This window comes from Thalassobacillus sp. B23F22_16, from assembly GCF_043496955.1.
GTDB classification, from domain to species: Bacteria; Bacillota; Bacilli; order Bacillales; family Halobacillaceae; genus Thalassobacillus; species Thalassobacillus devorans_A.
Window position 1 is genome coordinate 1 of the sequence record NZ_JBIEKD010000006.1, and the last position, 22,989, is coordinate 22,989.

Below are 22,989 nucleotides of genomic sequence, written 5' to 3' on the forward strand. Positions count from 1 at the left end.
TTTAATTTTATCAGAGGTTGTCCTTATATTCTTATTAAAATAAAAGAAAACCATAAAAAGAGTGGTCCGCATCAAAATGATGCGGACCACTTTCTGTTTAAATTACTGGGTTTTGTCCCAGCCTCTTAATGTTATTCTATTCTACACTAACAATTTTAACTTCAATTTCTCCACCAGGTGTCATGACAGTCACCTGTTCGCCTATTTCATGGCCTATCAGACTCTTTGCCATTGGAGAATCATTAGAAATCTTACCCTCAAAAGGATCAGCTTCCGCACTTCCTACAATCGTATAAGTTTCTTCATCACCTTCAGGAAGCTCCTGGAATGTAACTGATTTACCTAAAGAAACCATGTTAGGATTTTGGTTATCATTTTCGATGATTACCGCATTACGAATCATATTTTCAACTTGAGCGATTCGAGCTTCCACAAAAGCCTGCTCGTCTTTAGCTGAATCATACTCGGAGTTTTCCGACAAGTCACCGAAATCACGAGCAACTTTTATTCGTTCTACTACCTCTTGACGTCGCTCTGTCTTTAAATAATGTAATTCATTCTCTAGTTTTTCTTTACCTTCTTGTGTCATATAGTAGCTTTTTTCTTCAGCCATGTAACAAACACTCCTTTATCCCAACTTAATTGTCTGTCCCCAATATCACTATAAAAATGAGCGGCACATCTAAAATGTGCACGCAGGCTTGATTATACTTCATTTTATCGAGGAGTTTATCTGTCTAGAACTACTAAACAAAACTATGCCAGATTTCATAAGACTTTTCAACTCTTTTTACCAATTATTTCTCGCTGCGTTCTTCCAGGATAGTTTTGATTTTAGTAGCCATTAAGTCAATTGCTACGTGATTTTGCCCGCCTTCAGGTATAATGATGTCCGCATACCTTTTTGTAGGCTCTACAAATTGCAAGTGCATCGGACGTACCACATTGATGTACTGTTCGATTACTGAATCAATGGACCTTCCTCTTTCTTTGATGTCTCTCATTAATCGGCGGATAATGCGGACATCGGCATCGGTATCTACAAATACTTTAATATCCATCAAGTCGCGAAGGCGCTTATCTTCTAATACAAGTATCCCCTCTACAATAATAACTTCCCTCGGTTCTACATGAATGGTTTCATCCGATCTGGTATGCATTTTATAATCATATACCGGCTTTTCAATTGGTTTCTCCTGGATTAACTGCTTCAAATGTTCAATGAGCAAATCATTGTCAAAAGCTAGCGGATGATCATAGTTCGTTTTTAACCGCTCTTCCATTGGCAGGTGGTATTGGTCTTTATAATAATAATCCTGTTCAATCATTAATAATGGTTTATCTGCAAAGCGTTGGATAACAGACCGGGTGACACTGGTTTTACCAGAACCTGTGCCCCCGGCTACGCCTATTACTACTGGCCTTTCTGACATTCTTAGTGGATCTCCCTTCGCATCATGTTATATAAATATACTGCTTGGTCTACTTTTTTACTATTTGAAGGATAATTCGCCTTTTGCTTTCACCTCTTTACAGTAAGTGCTATACCATCACCAATCGGAATAATAGATGTGTGATAGTTCGGATGTTCTATGAGCCATTCATTGTATTTTTTTATTTTATTACCAATTCTCTGCATACGTGGATTGTCATCTCTACCTGCCACATAACCTTTGAATAATACATTGTCTGACACAATGATACCTTTTTCGGTTATCATAGGGGCGTAACTTTCAAAGAAGTTTTTATACTGCCCTTTAGCAGCGTCAATAAATAGCACATCATATGGGCCTTTTTGAGCAATCTGTTCCTGTAGTTCCAGAGCATCGCCGTAAATTAAATCAATATGGTTGTCTTTATCTAATTTTTCAAGGTTGGCTTCGGCCTGACTAAAGCGGTCCGGATCCCTTTCTATGGTGACAATCTCGGTCATTGGGTGGGCTTCAAGCATGCGTAACGCAGAATAACCGATGGCAGCCCCTATTTCTAATATTCGTTTCGGACGGGTTACTCTGACTAATTGCATTAAATATTGAATCCCAAGAGGCTCCATAATAGGGACCTGATTATCATTTGCGAATTCCTCCATTTCTTTCGCCCACGAAGGGGAAGGCGGGAGCAGCGATTCTAAATACTTTTCCGTACGATCCATTCTGCAAACACTCCTTTACCAACCTATAACATTTATCTCGATTTACAACCCTAATATTTTATCATAAACCGATAATTTCTTCACTATCATCATTCACATTTGAAAAAATAGGATGACTGCCAACACAAAAGACTGCGCTACTTTACTACTGTTATATCTTCTTAACGTATAAAAAAGACTGTCTCATGCGGCGTTGTCTGCAACAATGTTTGTGCCTTCCCCCAGACATTCCACCTTTCATGAGACAGCCTTCTGATTAACGTTGGCTATCGATATGTTCTTTTTTTAATTCCAGATGCTCATCATATGTTTCTGCATAATAGACTTTTCCTTCACTATTAGCCACAAAATACATATAATCCGACTCTTCAGGTTGTAATGCAGCTTCCAGTGAGTTCTTATTAAAATTCGAAATTGGTCCTACTGGCAGCCCTTTTACTTGATAGGTGTTGTAGGGGGAATCCACTTCCAAATCTTTGTTAAGCACTCTGTCTTTGTGCTTGCCTAGTGCATACAAAACAGTAGGGTCTGTCTGGAGTGGCATATCAGCATCCAGACGGTTATAAAATACGCCGGCGATTTTTTTTCGGTCCTCTTCTGTAGGAGCCTCATTCTCGATAAGCGATGCCATAGTTATTGCATCATGAACCGTAGAAATACCCAACTCTTCCAACTCAGGCAAGTATGGTAATACATTTTCCTGGGTTCGGGCCAGCATATTCTCTATAATTTCTTCAATGCTCGGGTTTTCTTCATAAAAGTCATAGGTAGAAGCAAACAAGTATCCTTCTAATGGTTTCCGGATATCTTTATTGGTAATGTCTTCTGTCAACAGTTCCGGATATTGTTCAATCAAATCTTCCAAATACTCTGGGTCATCTGCTTTATCCATAAATTCTTCAGCTGTAAAATCGGTATGTTCTGAATCGGCAAACCTCTCTGCTATTTGAGTGATTTGTCTTCCTTCGGGTACGGTCACCCGGAATAGCGGTTCCCTTATTACCTTTCCGGTTTTCAATGATTCAGTCAACTGGTCGATTGACATGGATTGGGCAAATTGATATTCACCTGCCTGAAAATCGGATTCATTTTTAAATTTTGTATAAAAACGAAAAATTATCTCATTCTTAATCAAGTCGTTCTCTTTAAGTATACTAGCTATATGAGAAGTCGAAGAACCAAGGGGAATTTCGACAGTGGTTGTTTCTTCTGCTTCCGGGTCCACGGGCTCTAAAGCTGATTTAATATATAAGTAACCGGCTATTCCAGCGCCAATGAAAACAACTAACAATGTGGTTAAAACGATAGCAACGACTTTACGTACTGTACTTGCTTCTTCTCCTCTTTTTTTCACTTGTTTCTGATGTAAATCTTTAAAGTTCGAATCAGACATTGGCCATCCTCCTTCATCCATCCGGTACATTATACTACAAAAAGCGCCATATTTTCTATGGGTAAATGACAAAAGAGGATGAGTACCTGTGTTGTCTCATGCGCAAATGGTTTTGTCTTTTCTACCCGGAATAAACAAAAAAGTTACCTCTTTGAAGATACGACACCTTAAGCAGAATAAAAGGGAAATGTCCCTATTCCGCGGATAGCTCGCCATTAGTACATAAGGTACAGTCTCAAAGCCATTTAAAATAAAAAAAGCCTGCCCCGGTAAGCCAATGAGACTTATGGGCAGGCTTTATGCTTTCTTTTATTCTTGTTCTTCTGTCAGCGTGTTCAATGTTTCTTCTACCATATTCCACTCTTCATCTGTCTCGATTTGATATAAAGCTAAATCATCGTCATCGCCTTCTTTTTCTTCGTAACGGAAAGCGAACACTTCTACTTCTTCCTCATCTTTTTGTTCCGCTGGGACTACTGCAATATAAGAATGGTTCGTCTCGTCCACATCAAAGGTGAATAACACCTCAAAAAGATGTTCTTCCCCATTCTCATCAGGGATGATAATACGCTCTTGTTCTTCTAGGGCCATGCAAATCCACTCCTTTATTGATTGGCATCCAGATAGCTCTGTAAGATTATGCTGGCTGCCATCTTATCAATTACTTTCTTTCTCTTTTTTCTGCTGACATCTGCATTTAATAAAATACGTTCAGCAGCCATGGTTGTCAAACGTTCATCCCAGTAAACTATCGGTAATTGGAAGGCTTTTTCTAACTGTTGCCCGAATTCCTTACTGGCTTCACCACGTGGCCCAACCGTTCCATTCATATTTTTTGGCAGGCCGATTACTACCTTGGATACTTCATGTTCATCGATGAGTTCCTTTAAAGGGGCAATAGCCGTTTCAAAGTCCGGCTCTGTCCACTTAATTGTTGTAATACCCTGGGCAGTCCAGCCTAAACCGTCGGAGATTGCAACTCCGATCGTTTTTTCTCCGACATCTAATCCCATTGTTTTCATTTATTTACCTTTGTTTCCCTCCAAGTAGTATTTCACCAGCTCTTCAATTAATTCATCCCGTTCCATTTTCCTGATTAAGTTCCTGGCATCTTTATGGCGAGGAATATACGCTGGATCCCCGGAAAGCAGGTAGCCTACTATCTGGTTGATCGGATTATAACCTTTCTCTTTAAGCGATTCGTGTACCGAAAGTAGTACAGAACGCACATCCTGCTCAAACGGCTCCTCTGAAAAATTAAATTTCATTGTCTTGTCCATTGAACTCATCTTAACACCTCGCACTTTTTTATGATTTACTCCATTATATACTTAATTCAGGAGTTTGAAAAACATCGGGGTTTATTGAACATATTCTTTTGCATATTGGAGCGCTTCTTCTATCTTCGATGGATCTTTTCCACCAGCTTGTGCCATGTCCGGACGACCGCCGCCTCCACCGCCGCAACGAGCAGCCGCTTCTTTAATCAATTTCCCTGCATGGTAACCATCTTCGATAAGATCCTTGGAAACTCCTGCAATTAACTGGACTTTTTCCCCATTCGAAGCTGCCAATAGTATGATTCCTGATTCAAGCTTTTGCTTCAGTTCATCCATCATGCTTCTAAGGGCATTTGCATCTTTGACATTCACTTGTTTTGAAAGGACAGGAATACCATTGACTTCTTCTACTTCATTCAAAATGGAACTCGCCTCAAGGTTAGAAAACTTACTGGCTAACGATTCTTTTTCTCTTTGTTCTGCTTTCAATTCCTGATGTAGTACGTCAATTCGCTCAGGTACCTGCTCCGGTTTTGTCTTCAAACGTGCAGCCGCTTCCTTAAGAAGCGTTTCTTTTCCGTTCATATATTGATAAGCATCTTTTGCAGTGACTGCTTCAATCCTTCTTGTACCAGCTCCAATCCCTGTCTCAGAGACAATCTTGAAGAGGCCGATTTCAGCAGTATTAAGCACATGACAACCTCCGCACAGTTCCATGCTATAGTCTCCTACTTGAACCACACGGACCTCATCCCCATACTTCTCACCAAATAAAGCCATCGCGCCCTTTTCCTTCGCTTCCTGCAAAGAATTGTACTCGATCTGTACAGGTATTGACTCCCAGACTTTCTCATTGACCATTTCTTCGATTTGATGCAACTCCTCTTCTGATACAGAACCGAAATGAGAAAAGTCAAAACGGAGACGATCCGGAGCCACCAAAGAACCAGCCTGGTTGACATGATTGCCCAGTACATCTTTTAATGCCTGATGAAGCAGGTGTGTAGCTGTATGATTCTTCACGACAAAAGAACGGGCCGAGGCATCCACTACAGCTGTCACTGTTGCTCCCTTTTCTAATCTCCCTTCCGTTACTACCACTTCATGCATGTGCTGACCATTCGGTGCTTTTTGCACATTTTTCACTTCCAGGCTTACTTGATCGCTTTTTATCCATCCTTTATCAGCGATTTGACCTCCGCTTTCCGCATAAAAAGGAGTATGATCTAAAAAGATATAGGCTGTCTCACCTGAGTCTGCTGTGTCTGCAAATGACTTTTCTTTGATCATTTCCACGACCTTCGCTTCTACTTCCAGGTTATTATAGCCGATAAATTCACTTTCAACTTGAACATCTCCAAGTACACCTTCCTGGATTTGCATGGAGTCCGACTTTTGGCGTGCACTACGAGCGCGCTCCCGCTGCTTTTCCATTTCTTTCTGGAAGCCTTCTTCATCCATGGTAAACCCTGCTTCTTCCACATATTCTTCTGTTAATTCTTTCGGGAAACCATATGTGTCATAGAGACGAAAGACTTCTGTACCTGGGAAGACATTATTACCTTTGTTCGTTTCTTCCTTGATAATATCTGATAATATTGAAAGTCCGTCGTTCAGTGTTTCATGGAAACGTTCTTCTTCAGTTTTAATTACATTTTGAATAAATGGCCGCTTTTCATTTACTTCCGGATAGAAATCTATCATAATATCTGCAACTTGTGGAACGAGCTTGTACATGAATGGCTCATGGATTCCAATTTGCTTTGCATACCTTACTGCACGTCGCAATAAACGTCGCAGCACATATCCGCGTCCTTCATTGGAAGGCAGAGCTCCATCACCTACCGCAAACGCTACAGTACGTATATGATCGGCTATCACTTTGAATGCCACATCATATTCTGTGTCCTGCCCGTATTTCACGTTAGCGAGCCTTTCTGTTTCTTGGATGATCGGCATGAATAAATCCGTTTCAAAGTTAGTAGGTGTATCCTGAATGACACAGACCATCCGCTCTAATCCCATTCCGGTATCAATATTTTTCTTTGGCAATGGGGTATACGTGTCATCAGGGTTATGATTGAACTGAGAAAATACAAGGTTCCATATTTCCAGATACCGTTCATTTTCCCCACCGGGATATAATTCTGGATCACTTGGATCGTTCCCATAATTTTCGCCGCGATCAAAGAAAATCTCTGTATTTGGCCCACTCGGCCCTTCTCCAATATCCCAGAAATTCTCTTCCAATCGGATGATCCGCTCTTCCGGAAGACCAACTATATCCCTCCAGATGTTATAAGCTTCATCATCTTCCGGGTGGACAGTGACCGATAGGAGATCTTTATCGAACCCGATCCATTCCGGACTAGTAAGGAACTCCCATCCCCATTGAATAGCTTCTTCTTTAAAGTAATCTCCAATTGAGAAATTACCGAGCATTTCAAAGAAAGTGTGGTGGCGTGCTGTCTTCCCGACATTTTCAATATCGTTGGTGCGGATAGATTTTTGCGCATTGACGATTCTAGGCTTCTCAGGGACCACTCTTCCATCAAAATACTTCTTCAATGTTGCCACACCGCTATTTATCCATAATAAAGTCGGATCTTCATGCGGGACAAGTGAGGCACTTGGTTCGGTACGGTGTCCTTTTTCATTGAAAAAATCCAGATACATTTGGCGTACTTCTGCTGAAGTCAGTTTTTTCATCTTTTCATTCCTCCTGAATTATTCTTGTAGCAACTAAAGCGTAAACATTGATTAACCATCTGCAAATTCGTGGGAATAACTGGAATACAGCTTGTTCCGCATAAGTTATTTATAGAGAATATGGGATGGTTTTTTAAAATTTCGGGTGATACCTTTTCCTGATGATACAAAAAAATAAAAAAACCGTCCCTGCTCTTATTGAGCAGGGACGGGGTATCATTTCCGCGGTACCACCCTGATTATGGAGTATATCTCCATCACCTTGGACGCTGGTAACGGTGCGTGGCCGGCGGGTTTTAACCGCACTCGGGAATAGCTTCTGCAGCCCTTCATCCAGGATCTCTCTCAGCCAAGGAAATCCCTCTCTTAAAGAATGGTCTGCTGCATACTCAGTTCCGTCAACATATTCCATAACAAATTGATTTTGATATGCGTTATTATAGATAACTATCCAGTAGTTGTCAATGCGGGGCCTTTGCTCTCCATATGTGTTCTGCTATCACCTTGATACAGGTTAGGATCGGGACAGCCAGAATCATGCCCAGAATGCCGGCCGCCTCTTCTCCAACAAGCAAAGCAAGGATGATAAGTATCGGGTGAATATGGATGCTTTTACCTACTATATATGGAGATAACAGGTTTCCTTCAATAACCTGGACAACGATAATTGTAATAAGCACATAGACTACCATTTTCACAGATGTAGTAAGTGCTATAATAACAGCGGGAAAAGCGCCAATCAGGGGCCCAAAGTAAGGAATAATATTGGTAGCCCCTACTACCACGCCCAAAAGCAGTGGATAATTAATTCCAATCAGCCAAAACCCAATAAAAGAAAGGCATCCAACGAACAAACAGACAATAAATTGCCCTCGTATATAGCCGCCTAACGAAATGCTTATATCATGCACCAGCGTCTTCCCTTCGAAATGAAACCGTTTTGGTGTCAATTTCTTACATGCCTCTTTAATCCGTTCGATATCCTTAAGAAAATAAAATGTCAAAACAGGAATGACAGCAGCCACTACTAGTACATCCATGATCCCAGTGAAGCTCGCAATTAGCATTGTCACCCGTTCGTTCGTCCAGGTTTCCAGCTGGTATAAAATCTCGGTCAACTGATCATGAAAGCTTTCCGGCAAATCAGATGTTTGCTGATAGATTTGTGAAATCAAGTTTCGGTAACCTTCGGCAAATTCCGGAATTTGAGCATTCAGGTCTCTTAATTGGTTGATTAATCTCGGTATACCTTTATATAACCCGTAACCCACCCCTGCAAAAAACAGAAAGAAGATTACAAGAATCGCTGCCCAGCGCGGAAGATGGCGTTCGTGCAATTTCTCTACGACCGGATGGAGCAGAAATGCTATAAAACCTGCAATTAGAAAAGGTGTAAGAACCTTCCATACGCCAACCAACATCCCCTTATAATAAGGAAACAACTTTGCCAGCAAAAATAAACTTAATAGAATAAAGATCAGCAGCACAAATCGGTATAATGCGCGTCTGATTTTCTCTTCCATCTTTATTCTGCTTCCTGGAAGAACAAGTCATTCAAAGAACTTAAGCTGCCGTCTTCTTCGATCTGATGGACATTCATTCTGCCATTTTCATAGGATAGTTCAATATAGCAATTCCAACAATAGTACTGATTAGTGCCGACTTTTCCGATATCTTTCCGTTGACAGTTAGGGCAAATCAAGAGAAAAACTCCTTTTTAGCCCCTATCATGTCCCGATAAAGCTTCGTTTATACATGGTAATACTCTATTTAAAACTGTTTTCACTGCTGCATCCCATTATGGAAAATACACACTTTCCCTTTATAAATGAGCTCTGTTAAATCTTCAACAAAAGGGCCGAAAAGTCGAAGACTTGATTTCGAGACATTATTTGAGGAAAAGGGGCGGTGGGGAAGGGCTCGTGTCCCTGCCCATCCTTTTCCTTTCATGGTAACGGACCACACTATCTCGAAACCAGGTCTTAGTTAAAGGGAGTTTATGTGTAAAATTCTTAGTTAAAAATACTAGATGCTGTATTTTTACATAAAGTCATAGGGTGAGATTTCTTCTTCTTCCTCATCGGAAATTGGAGTAGCGCTGTTCTCTGTCAATTTCTCTTTTAAATGCGTATTTCGAAGGTTGGTGTCTTCCGTTTTGACGCCTTCCAGGAATGCTTGCTTATCGCCGCAAATAACCAGCGATCGCTTACTTCTTGTAATCGCCGTATATAAAAGGTTTTTTCGAAGCATACGTCGGTAGCTTCTTACTACTGGCATTATGACAATAGAAAATTCTGACCCTTGCGATTTATGAATAGAAGTACAGTAAGCAAGTGTGATATTAGATAAATCTTTCTTAGGATAGACTACTTCTTTTCCATCAAAATCAATGACTACCTGTTCAACCTGATCAACATTTTCATCTTCCCTGAAAATCGCGACAATTTCGCCAATGTCTCCATTATAAACACCGTCTTCCGGTTGATTGACAAGCTGAATCACTTTATCACCAGTCCGGTAGACGAGCTCTTTGAATTTAATATCCCTTTTTTGTTTACTAGGCGGATTGACTAACCATTGGATTTCTTCATTTAGTTTATTGATCCCTACATGCGTCCGATACATTGGTGCAAGTACCTGGATTTCACGACGTTCAATCCCCTTATCCATTGCCCGTTTGACTATTTGTGTTACAACATCTACTAATTGATTCTCCCCAGCATCGATAAAAGTGAAATCCTGTTCTTTTCGCAATGACTGGAGAGTACAACTGTCATTTTTTATTTCATGAGCCAGCTGAATGATACGTGAGCCTTCCTTTTGCCGGTAAACTTCCTGCAGTTGGACAAATGGGAGCTGCTGCGAAGCTAGTAAATCAGTCAATACCTGGCCGGGCCCAACGGATGGAAGCTGATCCTCATCCCCTACCACTAAAACTTGCATGTCTGAAGGGATAGCACGAAATAATTGGTTGGCAAGCCAAATATCTACCATAGAAAATTCGTCTACAATCAGAAGTTTCCCTTCCAGCTGATTATTTTGATTTTTTTCAAAGGAATTCTTGCCATCCCACCCCAGCAGCCTATGAACCGTCCTGGCAGGCAATCCAGTGGATTCGGTCATTCGTTTAGCAGCTCTTCCGGTGGGTGCAGTCAATACAAACGGGAAAGGCTGATCCTGATCATAATCTTCCGGATTAAGCGATAGTTCATTTAATTCCGCGTAGGCACGAATAATCCCCTTAATGACCGTCGTCTTTCCAGTACCAGGCCCCCCGGTCAAAATCATCACTTTTGATTGCAACGCTTTTTCTATCGCCTGAAATTGGTCCTGGCCATAGCTGAGTGCTTCTTCTTCTTCTACCTTGCCTATGATCTTTAATAATTCCGCTTGTGTGTAATCAGCATCCACATCTTTTGCTATAATTCTTTCTAATTGGTGGCAAAATCCATTTTCTGCATGGAATAAGGAAGGGAGGTAAACACGGTCCATTTCGATACGGACAATGCCCTCTTCTCCCATTTGTATTAACTGATGGGACAGGTTTTCAAAAGAGATCTCCTGCTGACTGCCGTTCAAAAGACGATCGACACTTTCTAATACTTCACGAGTTGGCAAATAAACGTGTCCCGTCTGGTAACTTTGCTGCAAAATATAAAGACACGCCGCCCGTATTCGTGTAGGGTGGTCGAAAGGCACTTCATTCACTCGTGCCACTTCATCTGCCCGATGAAAACCAAATCCCTCTACATGGAATACAAGCTGATAGGGATCTTCCTGTAGAATAGACAAGCTTTCATCTTTGAAGACCTCGTAGATTTTCTGAGCCATTTTCAATCCGAACCCGTATTTTGATACGTGAATTACCACATGTTCAAACCCCTGATGTTCCTTTAATGCATGATAAAGGCGGTCTGCCTGTTCCTTTTTCATGCCAGGGATGTCATCTAATACGGATTTATCATTCAAAATTGCCGTAACAGCCTGATTACCAAGCTGTTGATAAATCTTTTCTGCAGTTTTTTTGCCAATACCCTGGAACAAGTCACTGGATAAATACGCAATCAATCCATCTTTTGATTCTGGAAGCACCCGACGATAAAAGTCTATCTGGTATTGCTTCCCAAACTTAGGATGCTGTTGTATTTTCCCTTGGAAGATGTAGCTTTCTCCTTCTTCTAAGGGAGAAAAATGACCTTTGATGACAACATCCTTTTCTTCGAGTGGCTCATTCGTGTCTTTAATACGGACGGAAGCAATGGAAAAATGCTCGGAATCATTATGAAAGATCATCCGATTCAACTTACCTTTAATATAACCCGCCTCAATCTGCTGTTTCTCTTCACTTGTTTCCATTGCTATCCGTCTTCTCCTTTCCTGCCCAGCTTTAGTTATCTAACAGATTTTCTAACTGTTTTTTTCCATTAGCCGCAAGCATGTGCTCCGGCTGTATCTTTAATGCTTGGTTGAAATGCTTAAGGGCTGTATCAGCATCTTCTTTATATAAGGCTATAACTCCAAGGTTGTAATGAGCATCACTATGATTCGATTCTAATTGTAGCACATGATTCATCTGATTTTCGGCATGTTCAATATCTTCATTTTGAGCGAGACATAGCCCATATTGGAATTGGATATCAATATCATGTTCATCCATTTCAGCCGCTGTCATCAGGTAAGGTAACGCCAGGCGCTGATGGTCCTGATGCACGAAAGTCATCCCCATCATGAAATGCACATCAGCTTCATTTAAGCCTTCTTCAATCGCCCGCAGAAATTGTTCTTGTGCACGCGCAAAGTTCTCCTGGTCATAGAAAGTATTCCCTAACCCATAATACGCAGTAGCGGCATGACTGTCTTTTTCAATTGCTCGTTCAAAAAAACGCTGGGCACGCTCGTAATCTTTCATATGCAGTAATAGATTGCCAAAATTGATATAACCCAATGGTTCCTCAGGATTTTCATCGATCGCCTCCGTAAACCATTTGGCTGCTTGCTCGTAATTATGCTCTTTCATCTCTTCGATACCTTTAGCTAGTTTATCCATGTTTATCCCCTTTCTTTCCATAAGAAAAGACCATGCGCCTAATATTTCGGCCATGCATGGTCTCTTGACCGCTTTTACAGCGTTTCATCCTACATATGTCAACGCCTTGTCTTCTTTTAGGACCTCATCGATGGTCGCTCCGCCTAGACATACTTCTCCTTCATAAAAGACGACAGCCTGGCCCGGAGTAATGGCTCGTTGTGGTTCATGGAAAATCACTTTTACTTTGTCATCATCCAATACCTGGACTGTGACCGGACTGTCATCCTGACGATAACGGAACTTTGCCGTACATTCCATTTCACTTTTTGGTGCTTTTCGGCTGATCCAGTTGATTTGAGTGGCAATCAGCGCGTCTGAATATAACGCATCATGATGGAACCCTTGTCCGACATAAAGAATATTATCCTCTAAGTTCTTACCAACGACAAACCAAGGTTCCCCAGCACCGCCAATGCCTAATCCCTGACGTTGTCCCAGTGTATAATACATTAATCCGTCATGACGTCCTTTTACTTCCCCATCCAGGGTCTGCATTTCTCCAGGCTGGGCAGGGAGATATTCGCTTAAGAACTCCTTGAAATTACGTTCACCTATAAAACAAATCCCGGTACTGTCTTTCTTGGCTGCTGTAGCCAGATCATGCTCTCTGGCGATTTCACGTACTTTTTTCTTATCGAGATGTCCGAGCGGGAACATTACTTTAGCCAATACATCCTGGGAAAGCTGATTAAGGAAATACGTTTGATCTTTATTGTTATCTTTTCCACGTAGCATTTCATAAACGCCATCTTTTTCCCTCACCTGAGCGTAGTGTCCAGTCGCAAGGTAATCAGCGCCAAGAGAAATGGCGTGATCCAGAAATGCTTTGAACTTGATCTCCTTATTGCACATTACGTCCGGATTAGGTGTCCGGCCTGCTTTGTATTCATCTAAAAAGTAACGGAACACTTTGTCCCAATATTGTTTTTCAAAATTGACAGCGTAATAAGGGATATCCAACTGGTTACACACCCTTATAACATCTTCAAAATCTTCAGTAGCTGTACAAACCCCGTTTTCATCGGTATCATCCCAGTTTTTCATAAAAATGCCGACCACATCATATCCCTGCTCTTTCAGAAGCAAAGCTGCTACTGATGAATCGACTCCACCACTCATACCAATGACGACACGGGTATCTTTTGGGTCTTTCACCACATTATTCACCTCTTTTTGTTAAACCTTAAATCTCTTGGAGACGTCTGATTACTTGACTGATTTTTCTAGCTGCTTCTATGACGTTTTCTTTTGAGTTGGCCATTCCAAAACTGAAACGAATGGAATTGACTGTCCGCTCATCCGAAGCTCCGTACATTGCTGATAGAACATGGGAAGGCTCTACCGATCCAGCAGTACATGCACTTCCGCTTGAAGCAGCAATTCCCGCCAGGTCGAAATTCGTCAGCAGCGTTTCCACATTCATTCCCGGAAAGCTTACATTGACGATAGTAGCTACCATTTTTTCCGAATCACCGTTGATAGAGAAGGCTACCCGCTCTTCTAATAAGGTGTCCAAAAAAAGGGATTTATATTGTTTATAAGTTTCCACGCGAGACTTTCGTTCTTCCACCATAAGTTCTACTGCGGTTTGCAGACCTTTTACGGCAGGAAGGTTTTCAGTGCCAGGACGGCGCTTCCGCTCTTGTTCACCGCCATAGTGCAATGTATGCATTAATGTACCTTCCTTGGCATACAAAAAACCGATTCCTTTAGGACCATTGATTTTATGCCCAGAGACGGTCAGCATGTCCACTTTCAGCCTTTCCACCTCGACTTCTAATGTGCCATATGCCTGTACGGCGTCTGTGTGGAAATAGGCTTGATGATTTTCCAACAGCCCACCGATCTCCTCAATAGGCTGGATCATACCTGTTTCATTATTTACGGCCATGACTGACACAACGATCGTATCATCCGTCAGTTTATCTTCAAGTTCTTTAATGCTAATAAGCCCGCTTTCATCTGGGTTGAGGTAAGTCACTTGAAAACCTTCTTGTTCCAGCTGTTCTGCAGCATGAAGCGTAGCATGATGTTCGATAGATGTTGTAATTACATGGTTTCCTTTTTGTTTATTGGCACGTGCTGTTCCAATTAAAGCCAGGTTGTCTGCTTCTGTACCACTGCTTGTGAATATAATTTCTTTCTCATTAGCGCCAATACTTCTGGCAATTGTACGGCGTGCATCATCTAATATCCTTCTTGCCTTCCTTCCAAATTGATGGACGCTGGAAGGGTTTCCGAATACATCCTGAAAGACAGGCACCATATTTTCAATCACTTGCGGATGCACAGGTGTTGTCGCTGCGTGATCCAGATATATTTCTTTCATAAAATCACTTCCGTTTAATTAAATGTAAAACATATAAGCGTCCTGGGTTTGATCCTCGACATGGTCTTTCAAATCTTCCAACGTAGTGGTGTCCAGAACTTCTTTTACTGCGTCTCTGACTCTTTTCCAAAGCGCCTGTTTAGCTGGCTCTTCGTCCTCAATCCCCTCGACCGGAGTAATCGGACCCTCCAGAACGCGTATGACATCTCCAGCTGTAATTTCATGGGGAGCTTTGGTCAACATGTAGCCTCCGTAGGCTCCCCGTACACTTTTAACAAGCCTTGCATTCCTAAGAGGAGCGACCAACTGCTCCAGATAGTGTTCAGACAAATCTTTTTCTCGGGCAATTTGTTTTAGCGATATCGGTCCTTCACCGTACCTCTTCGCCAGTTCGATCATGATTGTCAGGCCGTACCGGCCCTTTGTAGATATTTTCATGCTTTTCACCTTTCTTCAGGAAAAAGTTAAGTAACTGCTTCGCTTGTGGCAGGGAAAACCCGACCATTGTTCCAAGGAATAGTGCAATAATTACTGTCCCGACGCCTACTGGACCGCCGAGCATCCATCCAAGTAATGCAATGATAATTTCATTCCAGTTTCTAACGGTGGATACCTTCCAGCCCGTAGTTTCAGTCAATACTAGCATCAAACTGTCACGCGGGCCAGCTCCCATACCAGGAGCTACATAAATACCGATGCCATAGGCCATTACAAGTGTCCCTACGACAAAAACAACTATCGCAACCCATAATTGTTCAGGTTCCGGTAATACCCAGTTAAAAAAATCAATAAAAACACCAATTAGGACCATATTCAATACTGTGCCTATTTGCGGCCATTGTTTCTTGGCAATCGAAGTAACAGCAACGATGACCAGACCGGCAATGATTGCCCATGTTCCTATGGTTAATCCTAATTGTACAAATAATCCATAATGAAAGACATCCCATGGGCCAATTCCAAGAACTTTTGCTTGTATGGTTAGTGAAATGCCCAAAGCCAATATAATTAAGCCAATCACAAAAAATGACCAGCGTACCATGTAATGATAGAAATCATTCGGATGGCGAGACATATACTCCCCCCTGACTAAAATGCTCAATCGCTTGTTAAAATAAATGAAGTTTGCCTTGAATCGTCAACCTTTACGGCAACACATAAGCTGGACGGATACTGCCAATCTTGTACTTATAACAAACGCTATTATAGCATGAATGTACAGCTCTTGCATTCTATCTGAAATATCACTACGCTTATCAAAAGAAGGATGACGATAAAGGGGACAAAAAGTATGAAGCAAAAACCATTAGCTTTTCGAATGCGGCCGACGAATATAGATGAAATCATCGGGCAGAAACATCTCGTTTCAGAAGGAAAAACAATTAGGAGGATGGTGCAAGCAAACCGGCTGGCATCGATGATATTATTCGGCCCTCCAGGCACCGGAAAGACATCGATGGCAATGGCATTGGCTAAAAGCCTCGGCCTTCCTTTTAAAATTCTTAATGCGGTGACAGATAAAAAGAAAGACATGGAAATTGCTGTCGAAGAAGCAAAAATGCATGGGCAAATGGTGCTGATTCTTGATGAAGTCCACCGATTAGATAAAGGAAAACAAGATTTTCTTCTTCCACACCTGGAAACAAATTTGCTGACACTGATCGGTTGTACAACCAGCAACCCTTATCATTCCATTAATCCAGCAATCCGGAGCCGTTGCCACCTGTTTGAACTTTACCGTCTCGGCAAAGAGGATATAAAAGAAGCTTTGAACCGGGCTATCACCGATGAAAGAGAAGGACTAGGAGAACTGGCCCTGGAAGTATCCAATGATGCCATGGAACACTTTGCCCAAGCGGCGAATGGAGATTTACGTGCAGCTTTAAACGGTCTGGAACTTGCCGCCTATTCCACACCTGCAGAACAGGATGGAACGATTCCTATAACCCTTGCAACTGCTGAAGAGTGCATGCAAAAAAAGAGCTTTTCCCATGATAAAGACGGAGACGCGCATTATGATGTTTTATCGGCATTCCAGAAATCGATTCGGGGAAGTGATATCAATGCTGCTCTACACTATTTAGGCCGTTTAATTGAAGCTGGAGATCTTGACAGTATTGCCAGAAGATTAGTAGTCATCGCGTATGAAGACATAGGACTTGCTAATCCTCAGGCAGGACCACGAGCTATTGCAGCGGTAGAAGCGGCGGAACGCCTTGGCTTCCCAGAAGCCAGGATTCCACTTTCTGTTGCAGTATCGGAATTAGCGTTGTCCCCTAAATCAAACAGTGCTTATAAAGCATTAGACGAAGCTTTAAATGATATAAGAAGCGGAAACAGCGGGGAAGTCCCTTTACACTTGAAAGATTCTCACTATAAGGGGGCTGAAAAACTCGGAAGAGGTGTCGAATATAAATATCCACACAACTATGAGAATGCGTGGGTCAATCAGCAATACCTGCCTGATGCAATCAAACATAAGAAATATTACCACCCCAAACGTACAGGTAAGTTTGAGCAGGCTATGAAACAAGTCTATGAGAAAATAAACCAGCAAAAAAATAAATAATCATTGCTATAGTGGTATAAATCCTTTTCTTAGTGGTCACAATAGGCATAAAAATAACAAACTAGTTTTTAAAAATACTAGATAGATCATTAAGATTAGGAGTGAATGAAAATGACAAAAGTCAGACAGGATGCATGGTCTCATGAAGATGATTTATTGTTAGCGGAAACTGTTTTAAGACATATCCGAGAAGGAAGCACCCAGCTGAAAGCATTTGACGAAGTTGGAGATGCTTTAAATCGCACCTCCGCGGCATGCGGGTTCCGATGGAATGCAGAAGTCAGGCAAAAATATGAACAGGCAATTGAAATTGCAAAAAAACAACGGAAAGAGAAGAAACGGGCAGAAGCTATGGAACAGCCAAAACGACCAGCTAAAGCCCAGCATAAATTCGCGGAAGTGGAGGCTAATCCATCGTTAGTAGAGGAACCAGCTACTGTGAGTCATACTTCTGATGCCCCTGCTGCCCAGTTGAATCTAAGTTCAGTCATTGATTATTTACGTAACCTTCAATCTGATATGGAATACTCTACAAATCATAGAAACAAACTAGAAAAAGTCACTGCTGAAAACAGACAACTTAAAGAGGACAAAGAAAAACTGGAACATCAATATGCACAGCTGCAACGTCAGTTAGTTACGATGCAGGATGATTATCAGGCTTTGATTCAAATCATGGATCGGGCTAGAAAAATGATTGTATTTGATGAAGATGGGGACTTTGCCAAACCACAATTCCGCATGGAACGAAATGGAAACCTGGAACAGGTTGCAAAATAACCCGCAAACCTTCAGTCCGAATAATATGAAAGCAGGAAGCGCATAAACGCCTCCTGCTTTTTTAGTTCCGTTCTATATCGATTGTCTTTACTATCTCATTAACTACATAGCTTGCCATAATCAGCCCCGCAACGGAAGGCACAAAGGCATTGGAAGAGGGAGGCATCTCCGCTTTCCTGGTTTCTGCATTCTCCGGCGCTATCTCTTTTCTTACATCTTCTTTGATTTTTATTGGCTTTTCCTGCGAGTATACAACAGGAACGCCTTTTTTAATCCCTGCTTCCCGTAATTTTTTTCGAATCACCTTAGCAATAGGATCATAGCTGGTCTTGAAAATATCCGCTATTTGGAACTTGGTGGGATCCGTTTTATTCGCAGCACCCATACTAGAGATGATAGGTATATCGCGTGAAATACATTCTTTAATAAGGTGTACTTTATAGATGATCGTATCACTGGCATCTACGATAAAATCAGGCTGATAACTAAATAATGTTTCGTAAGTCTCTTCCGTATAAAACATATTTAGAGTAATTACTTCACATTCTGGATTAATATCACGAATTCGTTCCTTCATTAATTCAGCTTTAGGCTGTCCGATCGTAGAAAGGAGTGCAGGTAATTGTCGGTTAATATTTGTGATATCCACCACGTCTTTATCGATCAATATTAACTTGCCTATACCTGTCCTGGCTAAGGCTTCGACACTAAAGGAGCCGACTCCCCCAATCCCTAATACAGCTACTGTAGAACCCTTCAGTAACTCTAAGCCTTCTTTCCCGATCGCCAACTCATTCCGTGAAAATTGATGCAACATAACGATAAGCCGCCCCTTTCATTGAAAAACCGGCTTCGCACCTAGTCTTTATGGCGGAAGCCTTCTTATATAGATTATCTTTAACCAATTAACCTTCTTTAAAGTAAAAAAACCTTAAGGTTCCCCTTAAGGTCTTTACGTATGTAAGTCCAATCCCAATTGTGCCGTTGTTTCATGAGTTTTGAACCCGCTCCTAGCAGGTGGGTGCCCTGTTCCATGCTTCATGCGTCCTCATCGGAATGAGGCTTGCACTCCACATGGAAACACCAGGCTCCCTGTACATAAATGTTCGGTCAAAACGTACATTCGAACAACGTACACATCAGGATTGGTTCCTTTACTTTGTAATCAAATAATAGCATACGTCAGATCAAATATCAATAAGTTTGCCAGGACGTTTTTGTATTAATAATTACATAATTTTAACAAGCTCACTGTTCTTCTTTTACTTTTTTTGCGGTCGTTTTCAGATGTAATTCTTCTAGTTGTGCTTCACTGACTTCCCCAGGAGCTTCTGTCAATAAGCAGGAGGCAGATGCAGTTTTAGGGAATAGAATGGTATCTCTTAGATTGTTTCGGCCGGCAAGAAGCATCACAATGCGATCAAGACCTAAAGCTATGCCACCATGTGGAGGAGTGCCATATTCTAGTGCTTCCAGCAGGAATCCGAATTGCTCTTCCGCTTCTTCCTTAGAAAACCCTAGAACTTCAAACATTTGATCCTGCAGCTCTTTATTATAAATACGAAGAGATCCTCCACCCAATTCATAGCCATTCAACACTAAGTCATAGGCTTGGGCATGTACTTTTGCCGGATCTGTCTCTAATAGCTCCACTTCCTCAGGTTCCGGCATCGTGAATGGATGATGGGCTGCGAAATAACGTCCAGCGTCCTCATCATACTCTAACAATGGCCAATCGGTTACCCATAAGAAGTTGAATTTACTTTCATCAATTAATTCCAGCTGTTTGCCGAGCATTAAACGTAAAGCACCCAGGCCTTCCTGTACGACTGTTGTCTTATCAGCTAAAAACAGAATCAAGTCTCCCGGTTCAGCGTGGACTGCATTGCCCAGCCCGATCAACTCCTCTTCGCTGAAGAACTTAGCAATCGGACCATTCCATTGAGCTTCGTCAACCTTCATCCATGCTAACCCTTTTGCTCCATACCCTTTGACAAATTCAGTCAGCTTATCAATGTCTTTTCTCGAAAATCCATCGGCCTGTCCTTTGACATTTATGGCGCTTACCTGGCCGCCTGAAGTCACGGCACCACTGAATACCTTAAAACCAGAGTCTTTTACCACTTCGGAGACATTCACCAGCTCCATCCCGAAGCGAGTATCGGGTTTATCGGAGCCGAAGCGTTCCATCGCTTCCTCATAACGCATCCTGGGTAGTGGAGTTTCCAGCTCAATGCCTTTTACCTCAATCATGATTCTCGCCATCATCCGTTCCGTCATATCCATAATTTCTTCTTTGGACATGAAGGAAGTCTCGATGTCAATTTGGGTAAATTCCGGCTGGCGATCTGCCCGCAAATCTTCGTCACGGAAACAACGGGCAATCTGATAGTATTTTTCAAAACCAGACATCATAAGTAATTGCTTGAACAATTGCGGTGACTGTGGCAAGGCATAGAACTCGCCTGGATGAACTCGGCTTGGTACCAGGTAATCCCGTGCTCCCTCCGGGGTACTTTTTGTTAACATTGGTGTTTCCATTTCCAGGTAGTCATCCTCATTCAGGAAATTCCGTACCACTTGAGTTGTTTTATGACGTAAATGGAACGTCTCTTGCATTGGTTTCCTTCTTAAATCCAAGTAACGATATTTTAGACGAAGATCTTCTGCAACATCCGAATCCTCTTCAATCATAAATGGCGGGTTCTTTGCTTTGTTAAGAATTTCGACTTTTTCTGCCTGAATTTCGATAGTACCTGTTTCCAGGTTTTCATTAATGGTACTCTCATTTCTTCCAAGCACTTCACCATGTATCTCTAATACATATTCATTTCTGACGCTTTCCGCGGTCTCCAAAGCCGCTTCGGAAACCTCTGGGTTGAATACAACCTGGACAATCCCGGAACGGTCTCTTAAATCAATAAAAATTAACCCGCCTAAATCCCGGCGTTTCTGTACCCAGCCTTTCAATATGACTTTGCTGCCGATATCTGATTCTCGCAGTCTGCCGCAATGATGTCGTTCCATTCTCAATTCCCTCCTGCTAGTTCGTTCTTTAAATAAGTGACCAATTCAGTCAGCGATACTTCTTTTTGCTCACCAGTTTCCATAAATTTTACGTTCGCCTGGCCAGCTTCCAGTTCGTTTTCGCCTAGGACAATTACATATTTTGCCTTAAGTCGGTCTGCAGACTTGAATTGGCTTTTGATTTTTCGGCCAAGGTAGTCTTTATCTACCTGTACACCTGCTTTTCGAAGCTGATATGTGAGTCGGACAGCTTCTTTTTCTGCCTGGTCGCCCAATGCAACAAAGTAGCAATCAATTCCCTCATTAACTGGTAATTCGATTCCTTCAGCCTCTAATGCCATCAATAGCCGCTCAATACTTAACGCAAAACCGATTCCCGGTGTTTCCGGTCCGCCCATATCTTCCACCAGCCCGTTATATCGGCCACCGCCACTCAATGTTGTAATAGCTCCAAAACCTTCAGCGTCACTCATTATTTCAAAAGCGGTATGGTTATAATAATCCAACCCGCGGACAAGGTTTTTATCGACGACATATGGAATTTCCATGACATCTAAATAGGATTTCACCTGTTCAAAATACTCGCTGGATTCCTCATTCAAATAGTCCAATACAGACGGTGCTGTTTCCATTGCCGGGTGTTCTCTATCTTTTTTACAATCAAGAACCCGAAGCGGATTTTTATCAAGACGTACCTGGCAGTCCTCGCATAATTCTTCCCGATGAGGATCAAAGTGTTTGATTAACGCTTCACGGTGCTGCTTACGGCTTTCCGAGTCACCTAAACTGTTGATAACTAATTTTAACGACTTCAGCCCAAGCTCCTGATAGGCTGCCATTGCCAGCGCCATCACTTCCGCATCGATAGCTGGATCAGCACTTCCCAATGCTTCAATACCAAATTGGTAGAACTGTCGCATTCTTCCTTGCTGTGGTCGTTCATAACGGAACATCGGTCCGATATAGAATAATTTCGTCGGCTGCATTGGGTGTCCGAATACTTTATGTTCCACAAAAGAGCGTACGACAGAAGCAGTCCCTTCTGGACGGAGGGTCAAGCTTCTTCCACCACGATCCTCGAAGGTATACATTTCTTTTTGAACAATATCAGTGGTGTCCCCTACTCCTCGTTGGAATAACTCTGTATGTTCAAATATTGGGGTGCGGATCTCCCGATAATTGTATTTTTTACATAGTTCAATTAAAGCATTTTCTACATACTGCCATTTTTCGGACGTACCAGGAAGAATATCCTGTGTCCCTCTTGGTGCCTTCATCACAACATCCTCCTTTATTTCATTGTCAGGATCCTTTCGTTTTCCATTACGGATAGCAAAAGGCGGTTTTCTTATGTGTTATTAAAAAAATATAAAAAACTCCCGTCCCTTATAAAAAGGGACGGGAGTTTCCCGCGTTGCCACCCTGGTTGAAACATACTGCAGTAGTATGTTTCCTCTCCATACAGTTAACGCCTGTGTACGGCTGAGTCTACTCCTTGTTCGACACAGCACCTAAAGAATGTCTTTCATCAGGGCATTACACAGAAATGCTTCCAGCCACAAGGCATTTCCTCTCTGTCTGCATGTCTCCTGATTACTTTTTCTCTCATCGGTTTTAACGACTCTATTTTAGAATTGATTATAATCATATGATTCCAAAAA

General features: G+C 41.9%; 21 protein-coding genes, 1 other RNA gene and 2 other annotated features. Of the genes, 2 read left to right on the forward strand and 20 right to left on the reverse strand.

The genetic code is table 11. From position 1 onward, the window contains the following. Positions 1–136: 136 nt before the first annotated feature. From greA to ACGTNI_RS06615, 16 genes are all read right to left on the reverse strand, one after another. Complete coding sequence (gene greA / locus ACGTNI_RS06540; protein WP_085508947.1) at positions 137–613, reverse strand: transcription elongation factor GreA; 477 nt, start codon at positions 611–613, stop codon at positions 137–139. A 184-nt stretch (positions 614–797) separates the two neighbouring features. Beyond that, a complete protein-coding gene (gene udk / locus ACGTNI_RS06545) occupies positions 798–1,433 on the reverse strand; it encodes a uridine kinase (RefSeq protein ID WP_394460948.1) in 636 nt (211 codons plus the stop codon). Positions 1,434–1,522: 89 nt separating this feature from the next. Continuing rightward, entirely contained in the window at positions 1,523–2,152 is a 630-nt protein-coding gene (locus tag ACGTNI_RS06550; protein WP_394460950.1) for an O-methyltransferase, read from the reverse strand. A gap of 256 nt (positions 2,153–2,408) precedes the next feature. Continuing rightward, positions 2,409–3,545: an endolytic transglycosylase MltG gene (mltG, locus tag ACGTNI_RS06555; RefSeq protein ID WP_394460952.1), complete on the reverse strand. Its 1,137-nt coding sequence runs from the start codon at positions 3,543–3,545 to the stop codon at positions 2,409–2,411. 309 nt (positions 3,546–3,854) lie between these two features. Next, positions 3,855–4,136, reverse strand: coding sequence for a DUF1292 domain-containing protein (locus ACGTNI_RS06560; RefSeq protein ID WP_062446925.1), 282 nt, complete (start codon positions 4,134–4,136; stop codon positions 3,855–3,857). A gap of 14 nt (positions 4,137–4,150) precedes the next feature. Further along, positions 4,151–4,567: a Holliday junction resolvase RuvX gene (ruvX, locus tag ACGTNI_RS06565; protein WP_394460954.1), complete on the reverse strand. Its 417-nt coding sequence runs from the start codon at positions 4,565–4,567 to the stop codon at positions 4,151–4,153. Continuing rightward, positions 4,568–4,834: an IreB family regulatory phosphoprotein gene (locus ACGTNI_RS06570; protein ID WP_394460956.1), complete on the reverse strand. Its 267-nt coding sequence runs from the start codon at positions 4,832–4,834 to the stop codon at positions 4,568–4,570. 72 nt (positions 4,835–4,906) lie between these two features. Beyond that, positions 4,907–7,534 (reverse strand): alanine--tRNA ligase, encoded by a 2,628-nt coding sequence (alaS, locus tag ACGTNI_RS06575; protein ID WP_394460958.1) that lies wholly within the window; start codon positions 7,532–7,534, stop codon positions 4,907–4,909. Between the two features lie 201 nt (positions 7,535–7,735). Continuing rightward, positions 7,736–7,945: a binding site (T-box leader), on the reverse strand. Between the two features lie 50 nt (positions 7,946–7,995). Next, positions 7,996–9,057 carry an AI-2E family transporter gene (locus tag ACGTNI_RS06580; RefSeq protein ID WP_394460960.1) on the reverse strand — a complete coding sequence of 354 codons (1,062 nt, stop codon included), beginning with the start codon at positions 9,055–9,057 and terminating at the stop codon, positions 7,996–7,998. A 2-nt stretch (positions 9,058–9,059) separates the two neighbouring features. Next, positions 9,060–9,236: a YrzR-like zinc ribbon domain gene (locus tag ACGTNI_RS06585; RefSeq protein ID WP_093045502.1), complete on the reverse strand. Its 177-nt coding sequence runs from the start codon at positions 9,234–9,236 to the stop codon at positions 9,060–9,062. 338 nt (positions 9,237–9,574) lie between these two features. Continuing rightward, on the reverse strand, positions 9,575–11,890 hold the full coding sequence (gene recD2, locus ACGTNI_RS06590) for an SF1B family DNA helicase RecD2 (protein WP_394460962.1): 2,316 nt from the start codon (positions 11,888–11,890) through the stop codon (positions 9,575–9,577). 31 nt (positions 11,891–11,921) lie between these two features. Continuing rightward, positions 11,922–12,581 carry a tetratricopeptide repeat protein gene (locus ACGTNI_RS06595; protein ID WP_394460964.1) on the reverse strand — a complete coding sequence of 220 codons (660 nt, stop codon included), beginning with the start codon at positions 12,579–12,581 and terminating at the stop codon, positions 11,922–11,924. An 84-nt stretch (positions 12,582–12,665) separates the two neighbouring features. Beyond that, complete coding sequence (mnmA, locus tag ACGTNI_RS06600) at positions 12,666–13,778, reverse strand: tRNA 2-thiouridine(34) synthase MnmA (RefSeq protein ID WP_394460966.1); 1,113 nt, start codon at positions 13,776–13,778, stop codon at positions 12,666–12,668. Between the two features lie 28 nt (positions 13,779–13,806). Next, positions 13,807–14,952, reverse strand: coding sequence for a cysteine desulfurase family protein (locus tag ACGTNI_RS06605; RefSeq protein ID WP_394460968.1), 1,146 nt, complete (start codon positions 14,950–14,952; stop codon positions 13,807–13,809). Between the two features lie 18 nt (positions 14,953–14,970). Continuing rightward, positions 14,971–15,390: a cysteine metabolism transcriptional regulator CymR gene (cymR, locus tag ACGTNI_RS06610; RefSeq protein WP_028783311.1), complete on the reverse strand. Its 420-nt coding sequence runs from the start codon at positions 15,388–15,390 to the stop codon at positions 14,971–14,973. Then, positions 15,323–16,027 carry a YczE/YyaS/YitT family protein gene (locus tag ACGTNI_RS06615; protein ID WP_394460970.1) on the reverse strand — a complete coding sequence of 235 codons (705 nt, stop codon included), beginning with the start codon at positions 16,025–16,027 and terminating at the stop codon, positions 15,323–15,325. The genes cymR and ACGTNI_RS06615 overlap by 68 nt, the downstream gene beginning before the upstream one ends. A gap of 216 nt (positions 16,028–16,243) precedes the next feature. Here ACGTNI_RS06615 and ACGTNI_RS06620 point away from each other — a divergent pair, with 216 nt between their 5' ends. Together ACGTNI_RS06620 and ACGTNI_RS06625 are read left to right on the forward strand one after the other, a co-directional pair. Then, on the forward strand, positions 16,244–17,521 hold the full coding sequence (locus ACGTNI_RS06620) for a replication-associated recombination protein A (protein ID WP_394460972.1): 1,278 nt from the start codon (positions 16,244–16,246) through the stop codon (positions 17,519–17,521). Positions 17,522–17,632: 111 nt separating this feature from the next. After that, the gene (locus ACGTNI_RS06625; RefSeq protein ID WP_394460974.1) at positions 17,633–18,301 is read left to right on the forward strand and encodes an RsfA family transcriptional regulator; all 669 of its coding nucleotides are present in this window, start codon (positions 17,633–17,635) and stop codon (positions 18,299–18,301) included. 61 nt (positions 18,302–18,362) lie between these two features. Here the strand turns inward: ACGTNI_RS06625 and ACGTNI_RS06630 are convergent, their stop codons facing one another. The 4 genes from ACGTNI_RS06630 to hisS all read right to left on the reverse strand — a co-directional run bounded on the left by ACGTNI_RS06630 (position 18,363) and on the right by hisS (position 22,605). Continuing rightward, complete coding sequence (locus ACGTNI_RS06630) at positions 18,363–19,118, reverse strand: tRNA threonylcarbamoyladenosine dehydratase (protein ID WP_394460976.1); 756 nt, start codon at positions 19,116–19,118, stop codon at positions 18,363–18,365. Positions 19,119–19,266: 148 nt separating this feature from the next. Then, positions 19,267–19,450: non-coding RNA, 6S RNA (gene ssrS / locus ACGTNI_RS06635), on the reverse strand. A 99-nt stretch (positions 19,451–19,549) separates the two neighbouring features. Further along, positions 19,550–21,328: an aspartate--tRNA ligase gene (gene aspS / locus ACGTNI_RS06640; protein ID WP_394460978.1), complete on the reverse strand. Its 1,779-nt coding sequence runs from the start codon at positions 21,326–21,328 to the stop codon at positions 19,550–19,552. A 2-nt stretch (positions 21,329–21,330) separates the two neighbouring features. Beyond that, the gene (gene hisS, locus ACGTNI_RS06645) at positions 21,331–22,605 is read right to left on the reverse strand and encodes a histidine--tRNA ligase (protein ID WP_394460980.1); all 1,275 of its coding nucleotides are present in this window, start codon (positions 22,603–22,605) and stop codon (positions 21,331–21,333) included. Between the two features lie 114 nt (positions 22,606–22,719). Then, positions 22,720–22,946 (reverse strand) — a binding site (T-box leader). Positions 22,947–22,989: the final 43 nt, after the last annotated feature.